Source organism: Aeromicrobium endophyticum, assembly GCF_003586285.1.
GTDB classification, from domain to species: domain Bacteria; phylum Actinomycetota; class Actinomycetes; order Propionibacteriales; family Nocardioidaceae; genus Aeromicrobium; species Aeromicrobium endophyticum.
The window spans coordinates 2,078,562-2,095,269 of record NZ_QUBR01000001.1 but is presented as its reverse complement, the minus strand read 5'-3'; the positions used below and the strand labels follow the sequence as shown (position 1 = coordinate 2,095,269).

General features: G+C 71.6%; 14 protein-coding genes and 1 tRNA gene. 11 read left to right on the top strand and 4 right to left on the bottom strand.

Features of this window, described 5'->3' with window-relative positions; all coding sequences use genetic code 11:
- Positions 1–85 precede the first annotated feature (85 nt).
- The 5 genes from DX116_RS10330 (at position 86) to DX116_RS10310 (ending at position 5,812) form a co-directional block, all read left to right on the top strand.
- A tRNA-Arg gene (locus tag DX116_RS10330) sits at positions 86–159 on the top strand.
- 220 nt (positions 160–379) lie between these two features.
- Positions 380–1,759: a pyridoxal phosphate-dependent decarboxylase family protein gene (locus tag DX116_RS10325; protein ID WP_119703996.1), complete on the top strand. Its 1,380-nt coding sequence runs from the start codon at positions 380–382 to the stop codon at positions 1,757–1,759.
- 1 nt (position 1,760) lies between these two features.
- The gene (locus DX116_RS10320) at positions 1,761–4,046 is read left to right on the top strand and encodes a putative bifunctional diguanylate cyclase/phosphodiesterase (protein ID WP_119703995.1); all 2,286 of its coding nucleotides are present in this window, start codon (positions 1,761–1,763) and stop codon (positions 4,044–4,046) included.
- Positions 4,043–4,744, top strand: a complete 702-nt coding sequence (locus DX116_RS10315; RefSeq protein ID WP_147393642.1) for a hypothetical protein — start codon at positions 4,043–4,045, stop codon at positions 4,742–4,744. Before DX116_RS10320 ends, DX116_RS10315 begins: the two co-directional genes overlap by 4 nt.
- Positions 4,745–4,816: 72 nt before the next feature.
- Complete coding sequence (locus DX116_RS10310; protein WP_119703993.1) at positions 4,817–5,812, top strand: DNA topoisomerase IB; 996 nt, start codon at positions 4,817–4,819, stop codon at positions 5,810–5,812.
- Positions 5,813–5,827: 15 nt separating this feature from the next.
- On the opposite strand, the gene DX116_RS10305 is transcribed toward DX116_RS10310, so the two are convergent.
- The 3 genes from DX116_RS10305 to DX116_RS10295 form a co-directional block, all read right to left on the bottom strand.
- Complete coding sequence (locus DX116_RS10305; protein ID WP_119703992.1) at positions 5,828–7,171, bottom strand: dihydrolipoyl dehydrogenase family protein; 1,344 nt, start codon at positions 7,169–7,171, stop codon at positions 5,828–5,830.
- A 47-nt stretch (positions 7,172–7,218) separates the two neighbouring features.
- Positions 7,219–8,499 (bottom strand): S8 family serine peptidase, encoded by a 1,281-nt coding sequence (locus DX116_RS10300; protein ID WP_119703991.1) that lies wholly within the window; start codon positions 8,497–8,499, stop codon positions 7,219–7,221.
- Between the two features lie 109 nt (positions 8,500–8,608).
- Entirely contained in the window at positions 8,609–9,076 is a 468-nt protein-coding gene (locus DX116_RS10295; RefSeq protein ID WP_158591970.1) for a PGPGW domain-containing protein, read from the bottom strand.
- A 68-nt stretch (positions 9,077–9,144) separates the two neighbouring features.
- On the opposite strand from DX116_RS10295, the gene DX116_RS10290 reads away from it, so the two are divergent.
- The 3 genes from DX116_RS10290 to DX116_RS10280 all read left to right on the top strand — a co-directional run bounded on the left by DX116_RS10290 (position 9,145) and on the right by DX116_RS10280 (position 12,411).
- Entirely contained in the window at positions 9,145–10,452 is a 1,308-nt protein-coding gene (locus tag DX116_RS10290) for an SAM-dependent methyltransferase (RefSeq protein ID WP_119703989.1), read from the top strand.
- Positions 10,449–11,258 carry a DUF1295 domain-containing protein gene (locus tag DX116_RS10285; protein WP_233556650.1) on the top strand — a complete coding sequence of 270 codons (810 nt, stop codon included), beginning with the start codon at positions 10,449–10,451 and terminating at the stop codon, positions 11,256–11,258. Before DX116_RS10290 ends, DX116_RS10285 begins: the two co-directional genes overlap by 4 nt.
- Positions 11,259–11,466: 208 nt before the next feature.
- A complete protein-coding gene (locus DX116_RS10280; RefSeq protein ID WP_158591969.1) occupies positions 11,467–12,411 on the top strand; it encodes a DUF559 domain-containing protein in 945 nt (314 codons plus the stop codon).
- A gap of 130 nt (positions 12,412–12,541) precedes the next feature.
- Here the strand turns inward: DX116_RS10280 and DX116_RS10275 are convergent, their stop codons facing one another.
- A complete protein-coding gene (locus tag DX116_RS10275; RefSeq protein WP_119703987.1) occupies positions 12,542–13,231 on the bottom strand; it encodes a metal-dependent transcriptional regulator in 690 nt (229 codons plus the stop codon).
- Positions 13,232–13,277: 46 nt separating this feature from the next.
- Here DX116_RS10275 and DX116_RS10270 point away from each other — a divergent pair, with 46 nt between their 5' ends.
- Genes DX116_RS10270 through DX116_RS10260 form a run of 3 tightly spaced genes read left to right on the top strand, consistent with a single transcriptional unit; the run spans position 13,278 to position 16,701 of the window.
- A complete protein-coding gene (locus DX116_RS10270) occupies positions 13,278–14,639 on the top strand; it encodes a cryptochrome/photolyase family protein (protein WP_119703986.1) in 1,362 nt (453 codons plus the stop codon).
- 10 nt (positions 14,640–14,649) lie between these two features.
- On the top strand, positions 14,650–15,381 hold the full coding sequence (locus DX116_RS10265) for a PaaI family thioesterase (protein ID WP_119703985.1): 732 nt from the start codon (positions 14,650–14,652) through the stop codon (positions 15,379–15,381).
- A 36-nt stretch (positions 15,382–15,417) separates the two neighbouring features.
- Positions 15,418–16,701 (top strand): MFS transporter, encoded by a 1,284-nt coding sequence (locus DX116_RS10260; protein WP_233556648.1) that lies wholly within the window; start codon positions 15,418–15,420, stop codon positions 16,699–16,701.
- The last annotated feature ends 7 nt before the right edge of the window (positions 16,702–16,708 follow it).

The following is a 16,708-nucleotide window of genomic DNA, read 5'->3' as shown; positions in this document are numbered from 1 at the left end:
GGCCGTGGGAGCGGCGACGGGGACGGCAGGACACAAGGGCGATCGTATGCGGTCGAGCGCCCTCTGGATAACCTGACTCTCGAACGCCCCCGTAGCTCAGTCGGATAGAGCGACCGCCTCCTAAGCGGTAGGCCACAGGTTCGATTCCTGTCGGGGGCACCCCCGTGCTGGGCGACGGGCCCGTCGCCGGACAGCAGCCCGACGGCGCACCAGCCGGCCGCAAGGACGAAGGTCATGAGCGGAATGCCACACATCTCGCCAGCCCCCGTGACCTTCTGTCGGCGTTATCCTGGGGACGGACGGCACACATGCACCGGGCGGGACCGTCCGCGGGACGTTGAGGACCGTTCGCCACTCACCTCTTCGAACGGCGGCAGACGTGCATGACTTCGCGATCCAGGATCGGCAGGTCCTGAGCGACCTCGCATCCTGGATCGCCGACCGCCGCAGCACCTCGAGCTCCGTCCGTCCGGGCCGCACCGGCGCGCTCCCCTCCGTCACGAGCGGCGGCATCGGCATCCACGCGACCTGGGCCGCGATGCGCGACCTGCTGCTGCCGACGGCATTCCCGACCGACCACCCCCGCTACCTCGCCTTCGTCGGAGGGGCCCCCACCCCGGCGGCGATCATCGCGGACGCCGCGCTGTCGGCCGCGGCCGTCTACGGCGGCACCGAGCTCGAGGCCGGCGACGTCGTGGCCGCCGAGCGGCAGGCCGTGCGGTGGCTGTGCGACGTCGTCGGCTACCCCGAGCAGTCCCACGGCGTCTTCGTCAGCGGCGGGTCGCTGGCCAACCTGAGCGCGCTCGTCGCGGCTCGCCACGGGATCGAGTCGCCGGGCGGCGGTCCGCCCGACGTCATCGTGGCCAGCGGCGCCGCGCACTCCTCGATCCGCGCGGCCGCGGCCATCATGGGCTGCCGGGTGGTGTCGGCCGGATCGCCCGACGAGCCCCTCGACGCCGAGACCCTGACCGAGGTGCTCGACTCGCTCGACCCCCGCGACGTCGTCGCCGTCGTCGCCAATGCGGGCGCCACCAACACCGGCGCCATCGACGCCCTCGACGAGATCGCCGACTGCTGCGAGGTCCGCGGCATCTGGCTCCACGTCGATGCGGCCTACGGGGGTGCGGCCCTGCTGGCACGCAGCCGGCGCGAGCAGTTCGCGGGCATCCAGCGGGCCGACTCGGTCACGATCGACCCGCACAAGTGGCTGTTCACGCCGTTCGACTGCGCTGCCGTGCTGTACCTCGACCCGTCCGTCGCGCGGGCCGCCCACCAGCAGCGCGCCGACTACCTCGAGGTCGTCGCGGACGACGACGACAACCCCGCCGACTACGCCGCCCACCTCAGCCGCCGCGCGCGCGGCGTGCCGGTCTGGGCCTCGCTCGTCGCCAACGGCACCGACGCCTACGTCGACGCGGTCGAGACCTGCCTGGCGACGGCCGGCTACGCCGCCAAGCAGGTCGAGGCCCGCGCCAGCCTCGACCTCGTCGCCGAGCCCCGCCTGTCGGTGGTGCTGTTCCGCCGGCGCGGATGGCTGCCCGTCGACTACGCCCGGTGGTCGGCGCAGGCCCACGCCCGGGGCACCGCCCTGGTCACCCCCACCCGGTTCGGCGGCGAGACGGTCCTGCGCCTGTGCTTCGTCAACCCCCTCACGACACCGGCCGACGTCGACCTCGTCCTCGACAGCCTCGAGCCGGAGGCCCCCCACACGTGGCAGCCCGCCGTGCGCCACCCGAGCGACCCCGGCCGGGGGCGGTGAGGTGCTCGACTCTCGTGCGTCGTCGACGTCCTCTCGGCTGAACGTCGTCCAGGCCTTCCTGGCTCCCATGCCCGTGGTCGTGATGGCGGTGGGGCTGGCGGTCAACTGGGTCGCCGGATGGTTCGGCGAGGTCGAGACCGCCACGATCCTGGTCCCGACGATGGGCGTGTTCTTCACGGTGCTGCTCGTGCGCCTCTCGCTGGCCGCCTACCTGCACGCCGATCGCCGCATGACCCTGGTGCTGCTCCTCGCCGCGATCACGAGCTGGGCCATCGGCTCGATCTCGGTCAACACCACGCTCGACGGCAGCACCACCGAGTTCCCGGCCGACGGCGAGTGGCTCTTCATGCTGTCGTACCTCGGCATGGCCGGCTTCCTGGTGCGCGACATCGACCGCCGGCAGTCGAGGCCGGCCCGGGCCTGGCTCGACATCGTCATCATCTGCGGAGGCACCGCGTGCCTGGCATGCCTCATGCTGGTCACCCCGGTCCGCGTCGTGTCGCACCAGGAGGGCGTGCCCCTGCTGCTGGCGTTGATCTACCCGTTGGCCGACGTCGTGCTGGCGCTGCTGGTGCTGAGCCAGGCGCTGCTCCAGATGCGCATCGACCGACGCAAGTCGTGGATCCTCGGCCTCGGCTTCACCCTCCTGGCCGTCGCCGACTCGGGCTTCGCGCTGCTGGGCTCGGCCAGCACGTACGACTTCAGCAATCTTCGCTACACGGTGTGGGGCGCCGCCTTCCTGCTGATCGTGACGGCGGCCTGCATGCCGCCCAAGACCGTCATCAAGGTCGTCCCCCAGGTCGCCGGGACGCCGATCCTGGTGGGTGCCGGCATCGTGGCCCTGGCGGTGCTGGCCTTCCGCCCCGACGACGCCGTCGCCTCGTACATCCTCCCCCCGGCGATCCTGACCCTGGCGGCCGTCGCCGCGCGGATGGCGCTGGCCCTGCGCGACGCCAACCGCGCCAACGAGGCGTTCGCCCTGTCGGAGACCGACGACCTGACCAAGCTTCCCAACCGGCGCGCCGTCCGTGCCTGGCTCGCCGCCGACCTGGCCGCCCGGCGGCCCATGGCCCTCATGCTGCTCGACCTCGACGGCTTCAAGGAGATCAACGACTCGCTGGGCCACCGGGCGGGCGACACCGTGCTGACGATGGTCGCCGTCCGCATCCGGGAGTCCGTCGGGCCGCGGGTCCGCGTCGCTCGGCTGGGCGGGGACGAGTTCGCGATCGTCGTGGCCGGCACCGACGAGATCGCGCTGATGGAGACCGCGCACGGCGTCCTGCGCGAGCTGGCCAAGCCCTTGCTCGTCGAGGGCATCGAGATCTCGCTGGGCGCCTCGATCGGCGTGACGGTGGTCGACGAGGCCTCGATCGACGGCAGCGAGGCCATGCGCCGTGCCGATGTCGCGATGTACCAGGCCAAGAGCTCCGGGCTCGGCGTCGCGCTGTACGACGCCGAGCTCGACGAGTTCTCGCGCTCGCGGCTGCAGCTGGCCGAAGACCTGCGCAGGGCGCTCAACGACGGCCAGATCGAGGTCTGGTACCAGCCGCAGCTCGACGCCGCCACGATGGAGGTGGCGGGGCTCGAGGCGCTGGTGCGCTGGCGTCATCCCCAACAAGGCGTCGTCAGCCCCGTGACCTTCTTGCCGGCCGCCCGGCGAGCCGGCCTGATGGCCAAGCTGTCCGAGCTCGTCGCCCGCCGGGCCGTCGAGGACCTGATCGAGCGCCGCCGCGCCGGCATCGACCTGCGCGTCGCCATCAACTGCGCACCGCCCGAGCTGCTCGGACCGAGCTTCCTGCCGATGCTCTACACGCTGCTGTCCGAGCGCGACATCTCGCCCGACAGCCTGGTGCTCGAGGTCACCGAGGACTCCTTCCTGGCCGACCCCCAGCACACCCACGACCTGCTCCTGACGTTGCGCAGCCACGGGGTCCAGGTGTCGATCGACGACTACGGCACCGGCTTCTCGTCGCTGGCCTACCTGCGCAACCTGCCGGTCCAGGAGCTGAAGATCGACCGGGGCCTGATCGGCAACGTGGCCACCGACGCGCGCAGCCGCATGATCGTCGCGTCGACCATCCAGCTGGCCCACGCCCTCGAGCTGCGCATCGTCGCCGAGGGCGTCGAGAACGCCGCCGACCTCACCGAGCTGGTCGCGATGGGCATCGACACCGTCCAGGGCTACCACCTGGCCCGCCCCATGACGGCCGACGAGCTCAACCGCTGGATCCTCGGACGCACCTTGACCACGCACCATCCCGACGACGACAAAGAGGAGTCACGATGACCGCTGCACCCTTGCGACTCGTGTTCGATCCGACCGGCGACGACCTGGAGGCCGCGAGGAAGTGCGAGGCCGACGTCTTCCTGCAGGCGTACGGCAACACCCCCGAGGAGTTCGTGCTCGAGTACGGCCCCTACGACGAGCAGACGGGCTTCCTGGCGGTGCTCGAGGGCGACGGCCACGCCGTCGCGGCCGCGCGGTTCATCGCGCCCGGCCCGGCCGGCCTGAAGACGCTCAACGACGTCAGCCGGCCCCCGTGGCACGTCGACGGCGAGCGGTCGGCACGGTCGGCAGGGGTCGACATCGACCGCACGTGGGACATCGCGACGATCGCGGTGCGCAAGGGCGAGGGCCGCGGAGGGCTGTGCGCCGCCGCGCTCTACCACGGTCTCACCCGCGGGGCGATCGCCAACGAGATCGACTTCACCGTGATGATCATGGACTCGCACGCTCGACGCCTGCTGTCGAGCCTCAGCATGCAGACCCAGGTGCTGCCGGGCACCTCGACCGCCGAGTACCTGGGCTCACCCAGCAGCACGCCGCTGTGGGGCCACGTGCACCGGGCGATGGAGCAGCAGCGCCACGAGAGCCTCGACGCGTACCGCCTGATCTACCAGGGCATCGGGCTGGACGGCATCGCCCTGCCGACCGACTGGGTGTGGCACCGTCGCGGCATCGCGGAGGCGTCCGCGATGCGCTGACGGCCGGACGCTCCACGTCCGGGTTGCGCACGAGGTGCCGATCGGCGCGCGTGCCCCTAGCGTGGACGGACCATGGTTCGTCTCCGTCGCACGTCCGCCAGCTCGCCCGGATGGTCCCGCGTCCGCCACGGCCGGGGGTTCCGCTACCTCGACGAGAACGGCGAGACCCTCCAGCCCGAGCAGGTCGAGCGGTGCAAGCTGCTGGTCATCCCGCCGGCCTGGACCGAGGTCTGGATCTGCTCGGTCGACAACGGTCACCTGCAGGCGGTCGGCACCGACGACGCCGGACGTCGCCAGTACCTGTACCACCCAGGCTGGCGCGAACGCCGCGACGCCGAGAAGTTCGAGCGCATGGAGGACTTCGCCGACGCCCTGATCAAGCGGCGCAGCCGGGCGCGCCGTGACCTCTCGGGCGACCAGCTCGACCTGCGCCGGGTCGCCGCCGCGACGTTCAGCCTGCTCGACCTGGGCATGTTCCGCATCGGCTCGGTCCGCTACGCCGAGGAGAACGGCAGCTTCGGGCTGACGACCCTGCAGAAGCAGCACGTGCGCCCCACGAGCGACGGGCTCGCCTTCGACTACACCGCCAAGTCGGGCCAGGAGGTGCAGGTGACGGTGCGCGACGCCCGGGTGCAGACCGTTCTCGAGGTGCTGCGCCGACGCCGCGGTGGCAGCGACCAGCTGCTCGCCTACCGTGACGGTCGCGCCTGGAGGGACCTCGACGCGAGCGACGTCAACGCCTACGTCAAGGAGGTGCTGCGGGGCGACTACACCGCCAAGGACTTCCGCACGTGGCGCGGCACCACGATCGCCGCCCTGGCGCTCGCGGGCACCGACGCCTCGACCGCCGCCCGGCGCAAGCGCAGCGTCGCGGCCGCGATGCGCGAGGTCTCCGAGCACCTCGGCAACACACCGGCGGTCGCCAGGTCGTCGTACGTCGACCCGCGCGTCGTCGACCTGTTCGAGCACGGCGTCACGGTGTCGCCCGACCACCGGCGCGTCGCGCCTGGGGCGCCCACCAGCCGGGTGCTGGAGCGCGAGGTGCTCGCGCTCCTTCGCAAGGGCTGAGCACCCGCGCCGCGGTCAGAGCGCCGACTCGATCGCCCTCCAGAACGTCGGGTAGGCGTAGATCGTGTTGGTCAGCGTGTCGACCGGGATCTCGGCCCGCACCGCGAACGCGAGACCCGCGAGCGTCTCGCCGCCGGACACGCCGACGCTGTTGGCACCGACGATGACGCCGCGGTCGTCGTCGATGACGATCTTGATCAGGCCCTCGTTGCCGGGTCCGTGGACGAAGCCGCGGCTGCTGGCCGCGAGATCGGTCAGCCCGACGCGGACGTTGATGCCCTGCTCGCGCGCCTGGTGCTCTGTGAGCCCGACGCCGCCGACCTCGGGATCGGTGAAGGTCACGCGCGGGAGGCTCGTGTCGTAGGCGCCCATGGGCTCTCCGAGGATCGAGCGGGCCGCCCGCTCGGACTGGTACATCGAGACGTGGGTGAAGGCGCCCCGGCCGACGATGTCGCCGATCGCCCAGAGCCCCTCCTTGACGAGCATGTCGTCACCGACCGTCAGGTGACGTCCGGGCTCGACGCCGACGGACTCCAGGCCCACGTCGTCGATGCGCGAGCGTCGGCCCGCCGCCACCAGCAGCCGCTCGGCCTCGTACGTCACGTCGCCGCACGTCACGTGGAAGACCTCGCCGTCGTGCGCCACGGCGTCGATCGAGACGTCGTCGTGGACCCCGATGCCCTCGGACTCGAAGACCTTGGCGATGACCTCGGACGACTCCGGCTCCTCGACGGCCAGGATGCGCGGGCCGACCTCGAGCACCGTCACGGCGGTGCCGAACCGCGAGAACGCCTGAGCCAGCTCGAGGCCGATCGGCCCGCCGCCGATCACGATCATCGACGACGGTGCGGTCTCGGTCTCGATGATCCCGCGGTTGGTCCAGTAGGGCGTGTCGGCGAGCCCCGGGATCGGCGGGGCGGCAGCGGTCGTGCCGGTGTTGAGCACGACGCCCTTGGCCGCGACGAACGTCTGCTCCCCCACGACGACCCGTCGGTCGCCGTCGAGCCGTCCGTGCCCGCGCACCAGACGCGCGCCGGCGTCGGTGAGGCGGTCGGCAGCGACGGTGTCATCCCAGTCGTCCGTGGCCTCGTCGCGGATGCGCCGAGCCACCGCGCCGAAGTCGGGGACCACGGTCGCCGTGCCCGCCAGCGCGTCGACCCGCCTGGCCTCGGCCAGTGCATCGGCCGCGCGGATCATCATCTTGGACGGGATGCAGCCCCAGTAGGGACACTCACCGCCCACCAGCTCCTTCTCGACGGCGACGACGTCGAGGCCGGCTGCCGCGAGCCGACCGACCAGCGCCTCACCGCCCGGTCCGGTTCCGATCACGACGACATCGCACGAGAGCTCTTCAGGCATGAGCCCATCTTGCGACACCGAGCGCCAGGACGCCCGGTGAGGGCGGGTCAGCGTCCCTTGAGCGCGCGTCCGATGTTGATCAGGCCGTTGCCCGACGCGGGGTCGTAGCCGGCGACGCCGAGGTTGTCGGCGCGGGTCGTGATGAGGGAGCCGACCGACCACGCGCTGAGGCGGTGCCGGGTGCGCGAGATGATGATCGCCGCAGCCGCCGCGACGTGCGGCGAGGCCATCGAGGTGCCGCTCAGCTGGCAGTAGCTCTTGCCGTACGAGCACGGCAGGCCCGCCGAGGGGCGCTTGATCATGGTCGACGTGATCGACTGACCGGGGGCCGAGACGTCGACGGCCGGGCCGCACGTCGAGAACGGCGCGATCCTGTCGTGACGGTTGGACGCCGCCACGCCGATGACGCCCGGCAGCGCGGCGGGATAGGTCGTCGGACCGGAGCAGCCCTGGTTGCCGGCCGCGGCGACCACCACGACGTCGTGACGGACGGCGTAGTCGACGGCTGCCTGCATCTGGGGGTCGATCTGGTTGCCGGCGAACGACAGGTTGATCACGTCGGCGCCCCGGTTGACGGCCCACACGATGCCACGGGCGGCGTTGTAGGTGTTGCCGTTGCCGGCGGAGTCGAGCACCCGCACGGGCAGGATGCGGGCCGAGGGGGCCAGACCCGCGATGCCCCGACGGTTGTTGGCGCGAGCCGCGATGGTGCCCGCGACGTGGGTGCCGTGGCCGTTGCGGTCGTCGGCCGACCGGTCGCCGTCGACGAAGTCGCGGCCCCTGAGCACCCGTCCCTTGAGGTCGGGGTGGCTGGCCTGCACGCCGCTGTCGACGACCGCCACGACCGCTCCGCGTCCGGACGACTTGCGCCAGACCTTCTCGGCCCCCAGACGGGTGAGCGCCCACTGCCGGCGGCGGAGCGTGTCGTTGGCGCGCTTGCTCTTGCGCTTCTTCTGGGCGACCGCCGCGGTGGACGTCTTGGTCTTGGTGGCGACCGCCGCGGCGTCCGTCGTCGACACGCCGTCGGTGACTCCCGCGATCGAGATCGGGTGGGCCATGCCGACGGCCGACGTGCCGGGCTCGTCGAGCGCGTCCGAGACGACCCCCAGGGCCTCGGACCGCGAGTCGACCGTCTCGGTCGTGAACTGCGGACCCGACGCGGTCTGGGTCGTGGTGACGACGGTCAGCGGCTGCCCGGGCTGCGCCGTCGCGACGACCGCGGCCGCCTCTCGGTCGCTCGTCTGTGGCCCAGCGATCGCCGCTGGAGCGGCGGTGAGCGTCAGGGCGAGGCCGGTGGCCAGGGTCAGGATGATGCGGTGCTGTGCCACGGTGGTGATCGTCCTCGAGATGTCGGCGTCCGGCGGGATCGGCTCCCGCGTCCCCTGAACAGTACGTGCTCGGCGACGCCCGCGCCGCGCCGCTCCGTCAGCGGGACGCCTACGGGACGTCCGCCGGCCGGGGCTCTCGCCACCGCACGACGCTGTAGGCCAGCAGGGCCCACGCCGCCACCGCGGAGGCCCACAGGCCGAGTGCCGTGGCCCATCCCTGGGCCGGGAGCTCAGGGCCGAAACCGACGCCCAGCACCTCGAACTCGGGGATGTCGGGACCGATCCACCAGATGACGCCGAGCACGGCGAGCCACACCCCGCCGAGGAAGCTGACGGCGATCCGAGGCCACGTCTCGACGCCGAACTTGGCCGCCTCGGTGGCCTTGCGCTCGAGCGGACCCAGCACCCTCTGCGCCCACACGTAGTGCCGCGACAAGATGGCCAGCCCCGAGACGACGATGACCATGCCCGGCCCCGGCAGCGGCATCAGGATGACGCCCACCACCACGACGACCCAGCCGAGGATCTCGCTGCCCGTGCGGCGGAACCAGCCCCTCAACGCTGCCCCGACGCTCATGGTGTCAGTCTGCCGCATCGCCGTAACTCAGATGGCGCAACCCCGGCGGGACGGGTTGACTTGGGCCCGTGAACATTGCATCCTCCCTCCTGTCGCTGGCCGAGGACACGCTCGGCCTCACCCTGCCCATCCGCCTGCGGGCCTGGGACGGCAGCGAGGCCGGTGTGCCCGGTGCTCCCGTCGTCGTGATCCGCGACAAGCGCGCGCTGCGCCACGTCATCTGGAAACCCGGCGAGCTCGGGGTGGCCCGCGCCTACGTGCAGGGCGACCTCGACGTCGAGGGCGATCTCGGCGACGGCCTGCGGGCCATGTGGGACGCCGTCCGCGACGCCCGCCTGGCCGACGAGCGCGCGGGACGTCCGCAGATCGGCCCCCGGCAGATCGTCCGGGCCGCGGCACTGGCCGTGCGGCTCGGCGCGATCGGCCGACGTCCGCCGGCCCCCGCGGCCGAGTCCAACCTCACGGGCGAGCTGCACAGCAAGGAGCGCGACCAGGCCGCGATCTCGCACCACTACGACCTGTCGAACGACTTCTACGAGCTGATCCTCGACCCCAACATGGCCTACTCGAGCGGTTTCCACGTCACGCCCGACATGACCCTCGAGCAGGCGCAGACCGCCAAGCTGCACCTGATCTGCAAGAAGCTCGGTCTGCGGCCCGGCATGAAGATGGTCGACATCGGGTCCGGCTGGGGCTCCCTGACCCTGTTCGCCGCCGAGCACTACGGCGTCCACGTCACGGGCGTCACCCTGTCGGTCGAGCAGCGCGACTACGTCCTGGGCAAGGCGGCCGAGCGCGGCCTGGCCGACCGCGTCGACGTCAGCCTGCGCCACTTCCGCGACCTCGAGGCATCGGGCGTGCGCGACGGCGAGATCGACGCGATCGCGTCCATCGAGATGGGCGAGCACGTGGGCGACGCCGAGTACGTCGTCTTCGTCGACTCGATCTACCGCTACCTCAAGCCCGGTGGCCGCGCGCTGATCCAGCAGATGTCGCGCAGCAACGACGCACCCGGCGACAGCCCCGGCGGCGGACCGTTCATCGAGACCTACATCGCGCCCGACATGCACATGAAGCCCCTCGCCAAGACCATCGGGCTCATCGCCGCATCGGGTCTCGAGATCCGCGACGTGCAGGCCATGCGCGAGCACTACCCGCAGACCGTCGCGGGCTGGGCCCAGAAGCTCGAGGACAACTGGGACGTCGCGGTCAAGCTGATCGGCGAGGAGAACGCCCGCGTGTGGCGGCTCTACCTGGTCGGCGGCGCGCTGGCGTTCGAGGAGAACCGCATGGGCGTCGACCAGATCCTGTCGGTCAAGCCCAGCCCCCGCGGCGTCAGCGGCATGCCGACCTCGCCGATGGCGTGGCTGGCATGATCCCCAACGACCTCTCGCAGACCGTCGTCACCCTCGGTGCCGGCCTCGCGGGCCTGCTGGTGTTCATGGGGCTCGGCCTGGCCTATGCGCTCAAGAACTCGCTGCTGTCGATCGTCGACACCCTGTGGGGCCTCGGGTTCGTCGTCGTCGCGGCGGTCTCGGCCGTCGTCTCGCTCGGCGGCGACGGCGGGCAGGCGCAGCGCTGGATCGTCCTGGTGATGGTCGCCGCGTGGGGCCTGCGCCTGGCCTGGCACATCGGCGGACGCAACCACGGCCAGGGCGAGGACCCGCGCTACGCCGATCTGCTCGAGCAGGGCGAGAAGGCGGGCCGCTCGTTCGCCCAGACCGCGATCACCCGGGTGTTCCTGCCCCAAGGGGTCGCGATGTTCGTCGTCTCGGCGCCGCTGATGGTGGGGCCCAACAACGAGCGCCTCTCGGTGCCACTGACGATCGTCGGTGTCGCGGTGTGGGCCGTCGGCCTGTTCTTCGAGACCGTCGGCGACGCGCAGCTCAAGAAGTACAAGAGCGATCCCGCCAACAAGGGCAAGATCATGGACACCGGGCTCTGGAGCCTGACGCGCCACCCCAACTACTTCGGCGACGCGACGGTCTGGTGGGGCCTCGGCCTCGTCGCCGCGGGCTCGTGGCCCGGCCTCGTCGCGCTGATCGGCCCGGCGATCATGACGTACTCGCTGGTCAACGTCACGGGCGCCAAGCTCAACGAGAAGAGCCAGCGCAAGAAGCCGGGCTGGGACGACTACGTCCGCCGCACCAGCTACTTCGTCCCCCTCCCCCCGAAGAAGTAGCCGCACCCCCGCTGGGGACGTCATCACCGATGGTGCGCCTCAGGTACTGATGTGATGACGTCACGGGGACGTCATCACATCAGTACCCGGGCTACCGCATCGGTGATGACGTCCCCGCTAGGTCCACAGGGTCGGCGAGCGCGAGGCAATGTCCCCAGGACGGCACGTCACATCGCGTCGGCGGTGCGGACGTCGCCATGTTCCCTGCATGAACACCTCTCACCAGCTTCGCCTCCGCCGCTCCGCCATCGCGCACTCCGTCGCCGACGCCCAGGACGGCGTCGCGTCACGTCGCCAGCTGCTGGCGCTGGGCCTGACCCGCTGGGACATCGCCGCCGAGCTGCGTGCCGGCCGCTGGCGGCAGCACCACCGCCAGACGATCTGCGTTCACACCGGCCCACTCGGCGAGCGAGCTCGCCTCTGGCACGCCGTGATCGAGGCCGGCACGCGGGCGGCGCTCGACGGCACCGGTTCGCTGCTGGCTGCGGGGCTCAAGGGCTTCGAGGCCGACCGCGTGCGGGTGTCGGTGCCGCGTGGCGCCAAGATCCTGGCCTCGCCAGGCGCGTCGGTCCGGCAGACCCGCCGCCTCAAGGCCTCTGACCTCACCGGCACCGGCATCCCCCGCGTCCGCACACCCGTCGCCGCCGTCAGGGCCGGGTTGTGGGCGGCGTCGGATCGGCAGGCAGCGCTGCTCCTGACGATGACGGTCCAGCAGCGCCTGGCGACGGCCGAGCAGGTAGCCGCGGCACTGCTCGACGTCCGACGCGACAAGCGTCGACGCTTCCTCGAGCGGGTCGCGCTCGACCTGCTGGGCGGCGCGGAGTCGCTCGGTGAGCTCGACGTCGCCGGCATCTGCCGCCGCAGAGGCCTGCCGATGCCTGACCGGCAGGTGTTGCGCGAGGGCAGGAATGGTCGCTACTACCTCGACATCGTGTGGGAGCAGTTCCGGCTGGTGCTGGAGATCGACGGCATCCACCATGCCTGGGCCACGTCGATCGTCGGCGACGCCCTGCGTCAGAACGACCTGAGCCTGCAGTCGCTGACGGTGCTCCGGCTGCCGCTGCTGGGGCTGCGGGCGGCGGAGGACGAGTTCTTCGCCCAGGTCGAGGCCGGCCTCGTCGCCGCGGGCTGGACCCGCGACCTCGCGGCGTGAGCATCTCCATCGCGGACGTCATCACAGCTGCTCCGGCTCAGGTACTGATGTGATGACGTCCCGGGGACGTCATCACATGTGTACCTGAGCCACCGCATCGGTGATGACATCCCGGTTGGGACGGGGCGCCTCAGGCGGTGACGAAGATGTGGCCGGCGGCCTCGGAGTCGATCTCGGCAGTCTCGCCCTGACGGGCGACGACCAGGCCGTCGTGGCCCACCGAGACCAGCACGTCGTTGCCCGGCAGCGCCCCGACGCGGCGCAGCACCGACATGACCTCGGTGTCCTTCTGCAGCTCCTCGGCGATGCGGCGGACGACGAGGCGGACCGGCTCGACCGAGTGGCCCACCGCCTTGGTCATCGCGATGACGCCCGACAGGAACACGGCCTCGTCGCCCGTCTCGCCGAGCTCGGCGAGACCGGGGATCGGGTTGCCGTACGGCGACTCGGTGGGGTGCTCGAGGATCTGGACGAGGCGACGCTCGACCTGCTCGGACATGACGTGCTCCCACCGGCACGCCTCTTCGTGGACGTACTCGATCTCGAGCCCGATGACGTCGATGAGCAGCCGCTCGGCCAGGCGGTGCTTGCGCATGACGCGCGTGGCGAGCTGGCGCCCCTTCTCGGAGAGCTCGAGGTGCCGATCGCCCTCGACCGCCAGCAGCCCGTCGCGCTCCATGCGGGCGACGGTCTGCGAGACGGTCGGGCCGCTCTGGTGGAGGCGCTCGGCGATGCGGGCGCGCAGGGGCACGATGCCCTCCTCCTCCAGCTCGTAGACCGTGCGGAGGTACATCTCGGTGGTGTCGATCAGCTCGCTCACGTGGCTATTGTTCCACGCCGTGCAGACGTCGCGTGCACGCGTGAGGATGGGGACTGTGCCAACCTCCGTCTTCTGCTTCCGATCCGACTTCCGGCTCAACGACAACCCCGCCCTGCGAGAGGCGATCGACGCCGGGTCCGACGGCGTCGTGCCCATGTTCGTGCTCGACGAGCACTACTGGGGCCCGAACGGACGCACCCGGTTGGCCTACCTGATGCGGCTGCTGCGCGACCTCGACGAGCGGGTCGGCGGCCTGACCGTCGTGAAGGGCAAGCCCGAGGAGGTCGTGCCCCGGGTGGCGCGCGCCGTCGGGGCCGGCAGCGTGCACGTGGCCGCCGACTACGGCCCCTACGAGAAGGAGCGCGACGAGCGCATCGAGCAGGCGCTGGCCGACGACGACGTCGCCTTCGTGCGCACCGGATCGTCGTACGCCGTGGCCCCGGGGCGCGTGACGAAGGACGACGGCAGCCCCTACCGCGTCTTCACCCCGTTCTACCGCGCCTGGCAGGAGCACGGCTGGCGGGCACCCGCACCAGGCGTGCGGTCCGTGCCCTGGATCCGCGCCGACGTGCGCACCACCAAGATCCCGGACGTCGACCCACCCGACGGCGTCGCGCTTCCTCCGCTCGGCGAGGAGGCGGCCCGGCGGCAGTGGCACGCCTACCTCGACCACGTCGACGACTACGACGACCTGCGTGACCTGCCGGGCCGCGACGCGACGTCGCGGATGTCGGTGCACCTCAAGTGGGGCACCATCCACCCGCGCACGATGCTGGCCGACCTCGGCGAGCGCGGCACGAAGGGCGCAGAAGCCTATGCCCGCGAGCTGGCGTTCCGCGAGTTCTACGCAGACGTCGTGCACCACCGCCCCGACACGCTCGACGGCTACTACGACAAGCGGTTCGAGGCGATGGACTACAACGAGCCGGGCGACGACCTCCAGGCGTGGAAGGACGGACGCACCGGGTTCCCGATCGTCGATGCCGGCATGCGCCAGCTTCTGGCCGAGGGCTTCGTGCACAACCGCGTGCGGATGATCGTGGCGAGCTTCCTGGTCAAGGACCTCCACCTCGAGTGGACGGTCGGCGCCGACCACTTCCTCGACCTGCTCGTCGACGCCGACCCGCCGTCGAACCAGCACGGCTGGCAGTGGGTGGCCGGCTGCGGCACCGACGCATCGCCGTACTTCCGCATCTTCAACCCGACGTCGCAGGGCAAGAAGTTCGACCCCGACGGCAGCTACGTGCGGCGCTGGGTCCCCGAGCTGGCCGACGTCCCGGCCAAGCACGTCCACACCCCGTGGGAGATGGACGAGCCGCCGGCCGACTACCCGGCACCGATCGTCGACCACGCCGAGGAGCGCGCCGAGTCGCTGCGGCGCTACGAGGCGATCAAGTCCGCTCGATAGGTTGGTGCCCATGGTGACGATCCCGGCCCAGTTCAACGGGCCCGACCACTCCGGCAACGGCGGCTACGTCGCGGGCCTGATCGCGCAGCAGGTCGGCACGACGCAGGACGGCTCCGGCCCGGTCACGTCGACGCTGCGCATCCCGCCGCCGCTCGACGTCCCCCTGAGCTGGGAGCACGACTCCCACCACGGGGGCGATCTCGTCCGCCTGCTGACGGCAGGAGGCGCACTGGTCGGCGAGGCCACGCCCGGCACGTTCGCGCGCAAGGTGCCGCCGATGCCGACGACCGAGCAGGCCGCGGCGGGCCTGTCGGCCTACCCGGGCTTCGAGCACCACCCGTTCGACCGCTGCTTCACCTGCGGCACCGACCGCGGCGAGGGCGACGGCCTGCGCCTGTTCACCGGCCCCTTCTCCGAGGGGCGCACCGCCGGCGCCTGGACGCCTCACCCGGCCTTCGGCGACCACGACGGGACGCTCGACGTGCCCACCACCTGGGCCGCCCTCGACTGCCCCGGTGGCTGGGCCGCCGACTTCACCCGCCAGGCCATGGTGCTCGGACGCATGACCGCGGAGGTGCTCCGCGCACCCCGCACCGGCGAGCCGCTCGTCGCGACGGGCGAGCTCAGTGCCCGCGACGGCCGCAAGTTCTTCGCCTCCACCGCCCTCTACACCGAGAACGGCGACCTGCTGGGCCGCGCCGAGCAGACCTGGATCGAGATCGACGTCACGACCTTCCGCTGAGGCGCGACCCGCCCGGCGGGCGTAACGTCCTCTGACGTGCCGCGGTTCTCGATCTCCCACCTCCTGGCCGACACGAGGCCCCTCCGCAACCCTCACTACCGCCGCCTCTGGACCGCGAACATCATCACCGTCATCGGCGCCCAGCTGACGGTCGTGGCGGTGCCGGCCCAGATCTACGCCGACACCGGCTCGTCGGGCTACGTGGGCCTCACGGGCGTGTTCGGTCTCGTGCCGCTGATCGTCTTCGGCCTCTACGGCGGCGCCCTGGCCGACGTGTTCGACCGCCGCACGCTGCTGCTCATCACGACGACCGGGCTGATCGTGACGAGCGGCCTGTTCTGGGTGCAGGCTGCGGCCGGCAGCACGAACGTCTGGCTGCTGCTGTGCCTGTTCGCGCTGCAGCAGGCATTCTTCGGCGTCAACCAGCCGACCCGGTCCGCGATCATCCCCAAGCTCGTCGAGCCCGAGCTGCTGCCCGCGGCCAACTCGCTGAGCATGACCGTCACGATGGCGGGCGCGATCGCCGGTCCGCTCGTCGCGGGCATCCTGATCCCCATCACGGGCTACACCTGGCTCTACGCGCTCGACACCATCTCGTTGTTCGCGACACTCGGCGCGGTGCTCAGGCTGCCACCGCTGCCGGTGCTGGACGCCGTGACCGCCACCCCCGGCATCCGGGCCGTCATCGACGGCTTCGTCTACCTGCGCACGCAGCCGGTGCTGCTGATGTCGTTCGTGGTCGACCTGATCGCGATGGTCTTCGGCATGCCGCGGGCCCTGTTCCCCGAGATCGCGCACCTGTCGTTCGACGGGCCGGACGAGGGCGGCCTGGTGTTCGCCCTGCTGTTCGCCGCGATCCCCGCCGGCTCGGTCATCGGAGGCGTCTTCAGCGGATGGGTGTCGCGCATCGAGCGGCAGGGACGGGCCGTCGTCGTCTGCATCGCCATATGGGGCATGGCGATGGCCGGATTCGGCGTCGCCGTGGCCCTCGCCGACCACTGGGCCACGCCCATGCTCGTGGTCGCCCTGGCGATGCTGGTGATCGGCGGCGCGGCCGACATGGCGTCCGCGGCGTTCCGCACCAGCATGCTGCAGGCGGCCGCCGACGATGCCATGCGCGGACGGCTGCAGGGCGTGTTCATCGTCGTGGTGGCCGGCGGTCCCCGCATCGCCGACACCCTGCACGGTGCGACGGCCGCCGCCGTCGGGACGGCCGCGGCGGCGGCCGGCGGTGGCGTGCTCGTGGTGGTCGGCGTGGTGGTCGCCTCGCTCGCCGTGCCGTCGTTCGTCCGCTACCGCATCACCCGGCCCGCGTCCTGAACGACGG

Excerpts from the sequence above, each read along its gene's own strand:
- DX116_RS10315 (WP_147393642.1), top strand. The coding sequence starts at position 4,043 with ATGACCGCTGCACCCTTGCGACTCGTGTTCGATCCGACCGGCGACGAC.
- DX116_RS10270 (WP_119703986.1), top strand. The coding sequence starts at position 13,278 with ATGGGGACTGTGCCAACCTCCGTCTTCTGCTTCCGATCCGACTTCCGG.
- DX116_RS10285 (WP_233556650.1), top strand. The coding sequence starts at position 10,449 with ATGATCCCCAACGACCTCTCGCAGACCGTCGTCACCCTCGGTGCCGGC.
- DX116_RS10265 (WP_119703985.1), top strand. The coding sequence starts at position 14,650 with ATGGTGACGATCCCGGCCCAGTTCAACGGGCCCGACCACTCCGGCAAC.
- DX116_RS10310 (WP_119703993.1), top strand. The coding sequence starts at position 4,817 with ATGGTTCGTCTCCGTCGCACGTCCGCCAGCTCGCCCGGATGGTCCCGC.
- DX116_RS10280 (WP_158591969.1), top strand. The coding sequence starts at position 11,467 with ATGAACACCTCTCACCAGCTTCGCCTCCGCCGCTCCGCCATCGCGCAC.
- DX116_RS10305 (WP_119703992.1), bottom strand. The coding sequence starts at position 7,171 with ATGCCTGAAGAGCTCTCGTGCGATGTCGTCGTGATCGGAACCGGACCG.
- DX116_RS10295 (WP_158591970.1), bottom strand. The coding sequence starts at position 9,076 with ATGAGCGTCGGGGCAGCGTTGAGGGGCTGGTTCCGCCGCACGGGCAGC.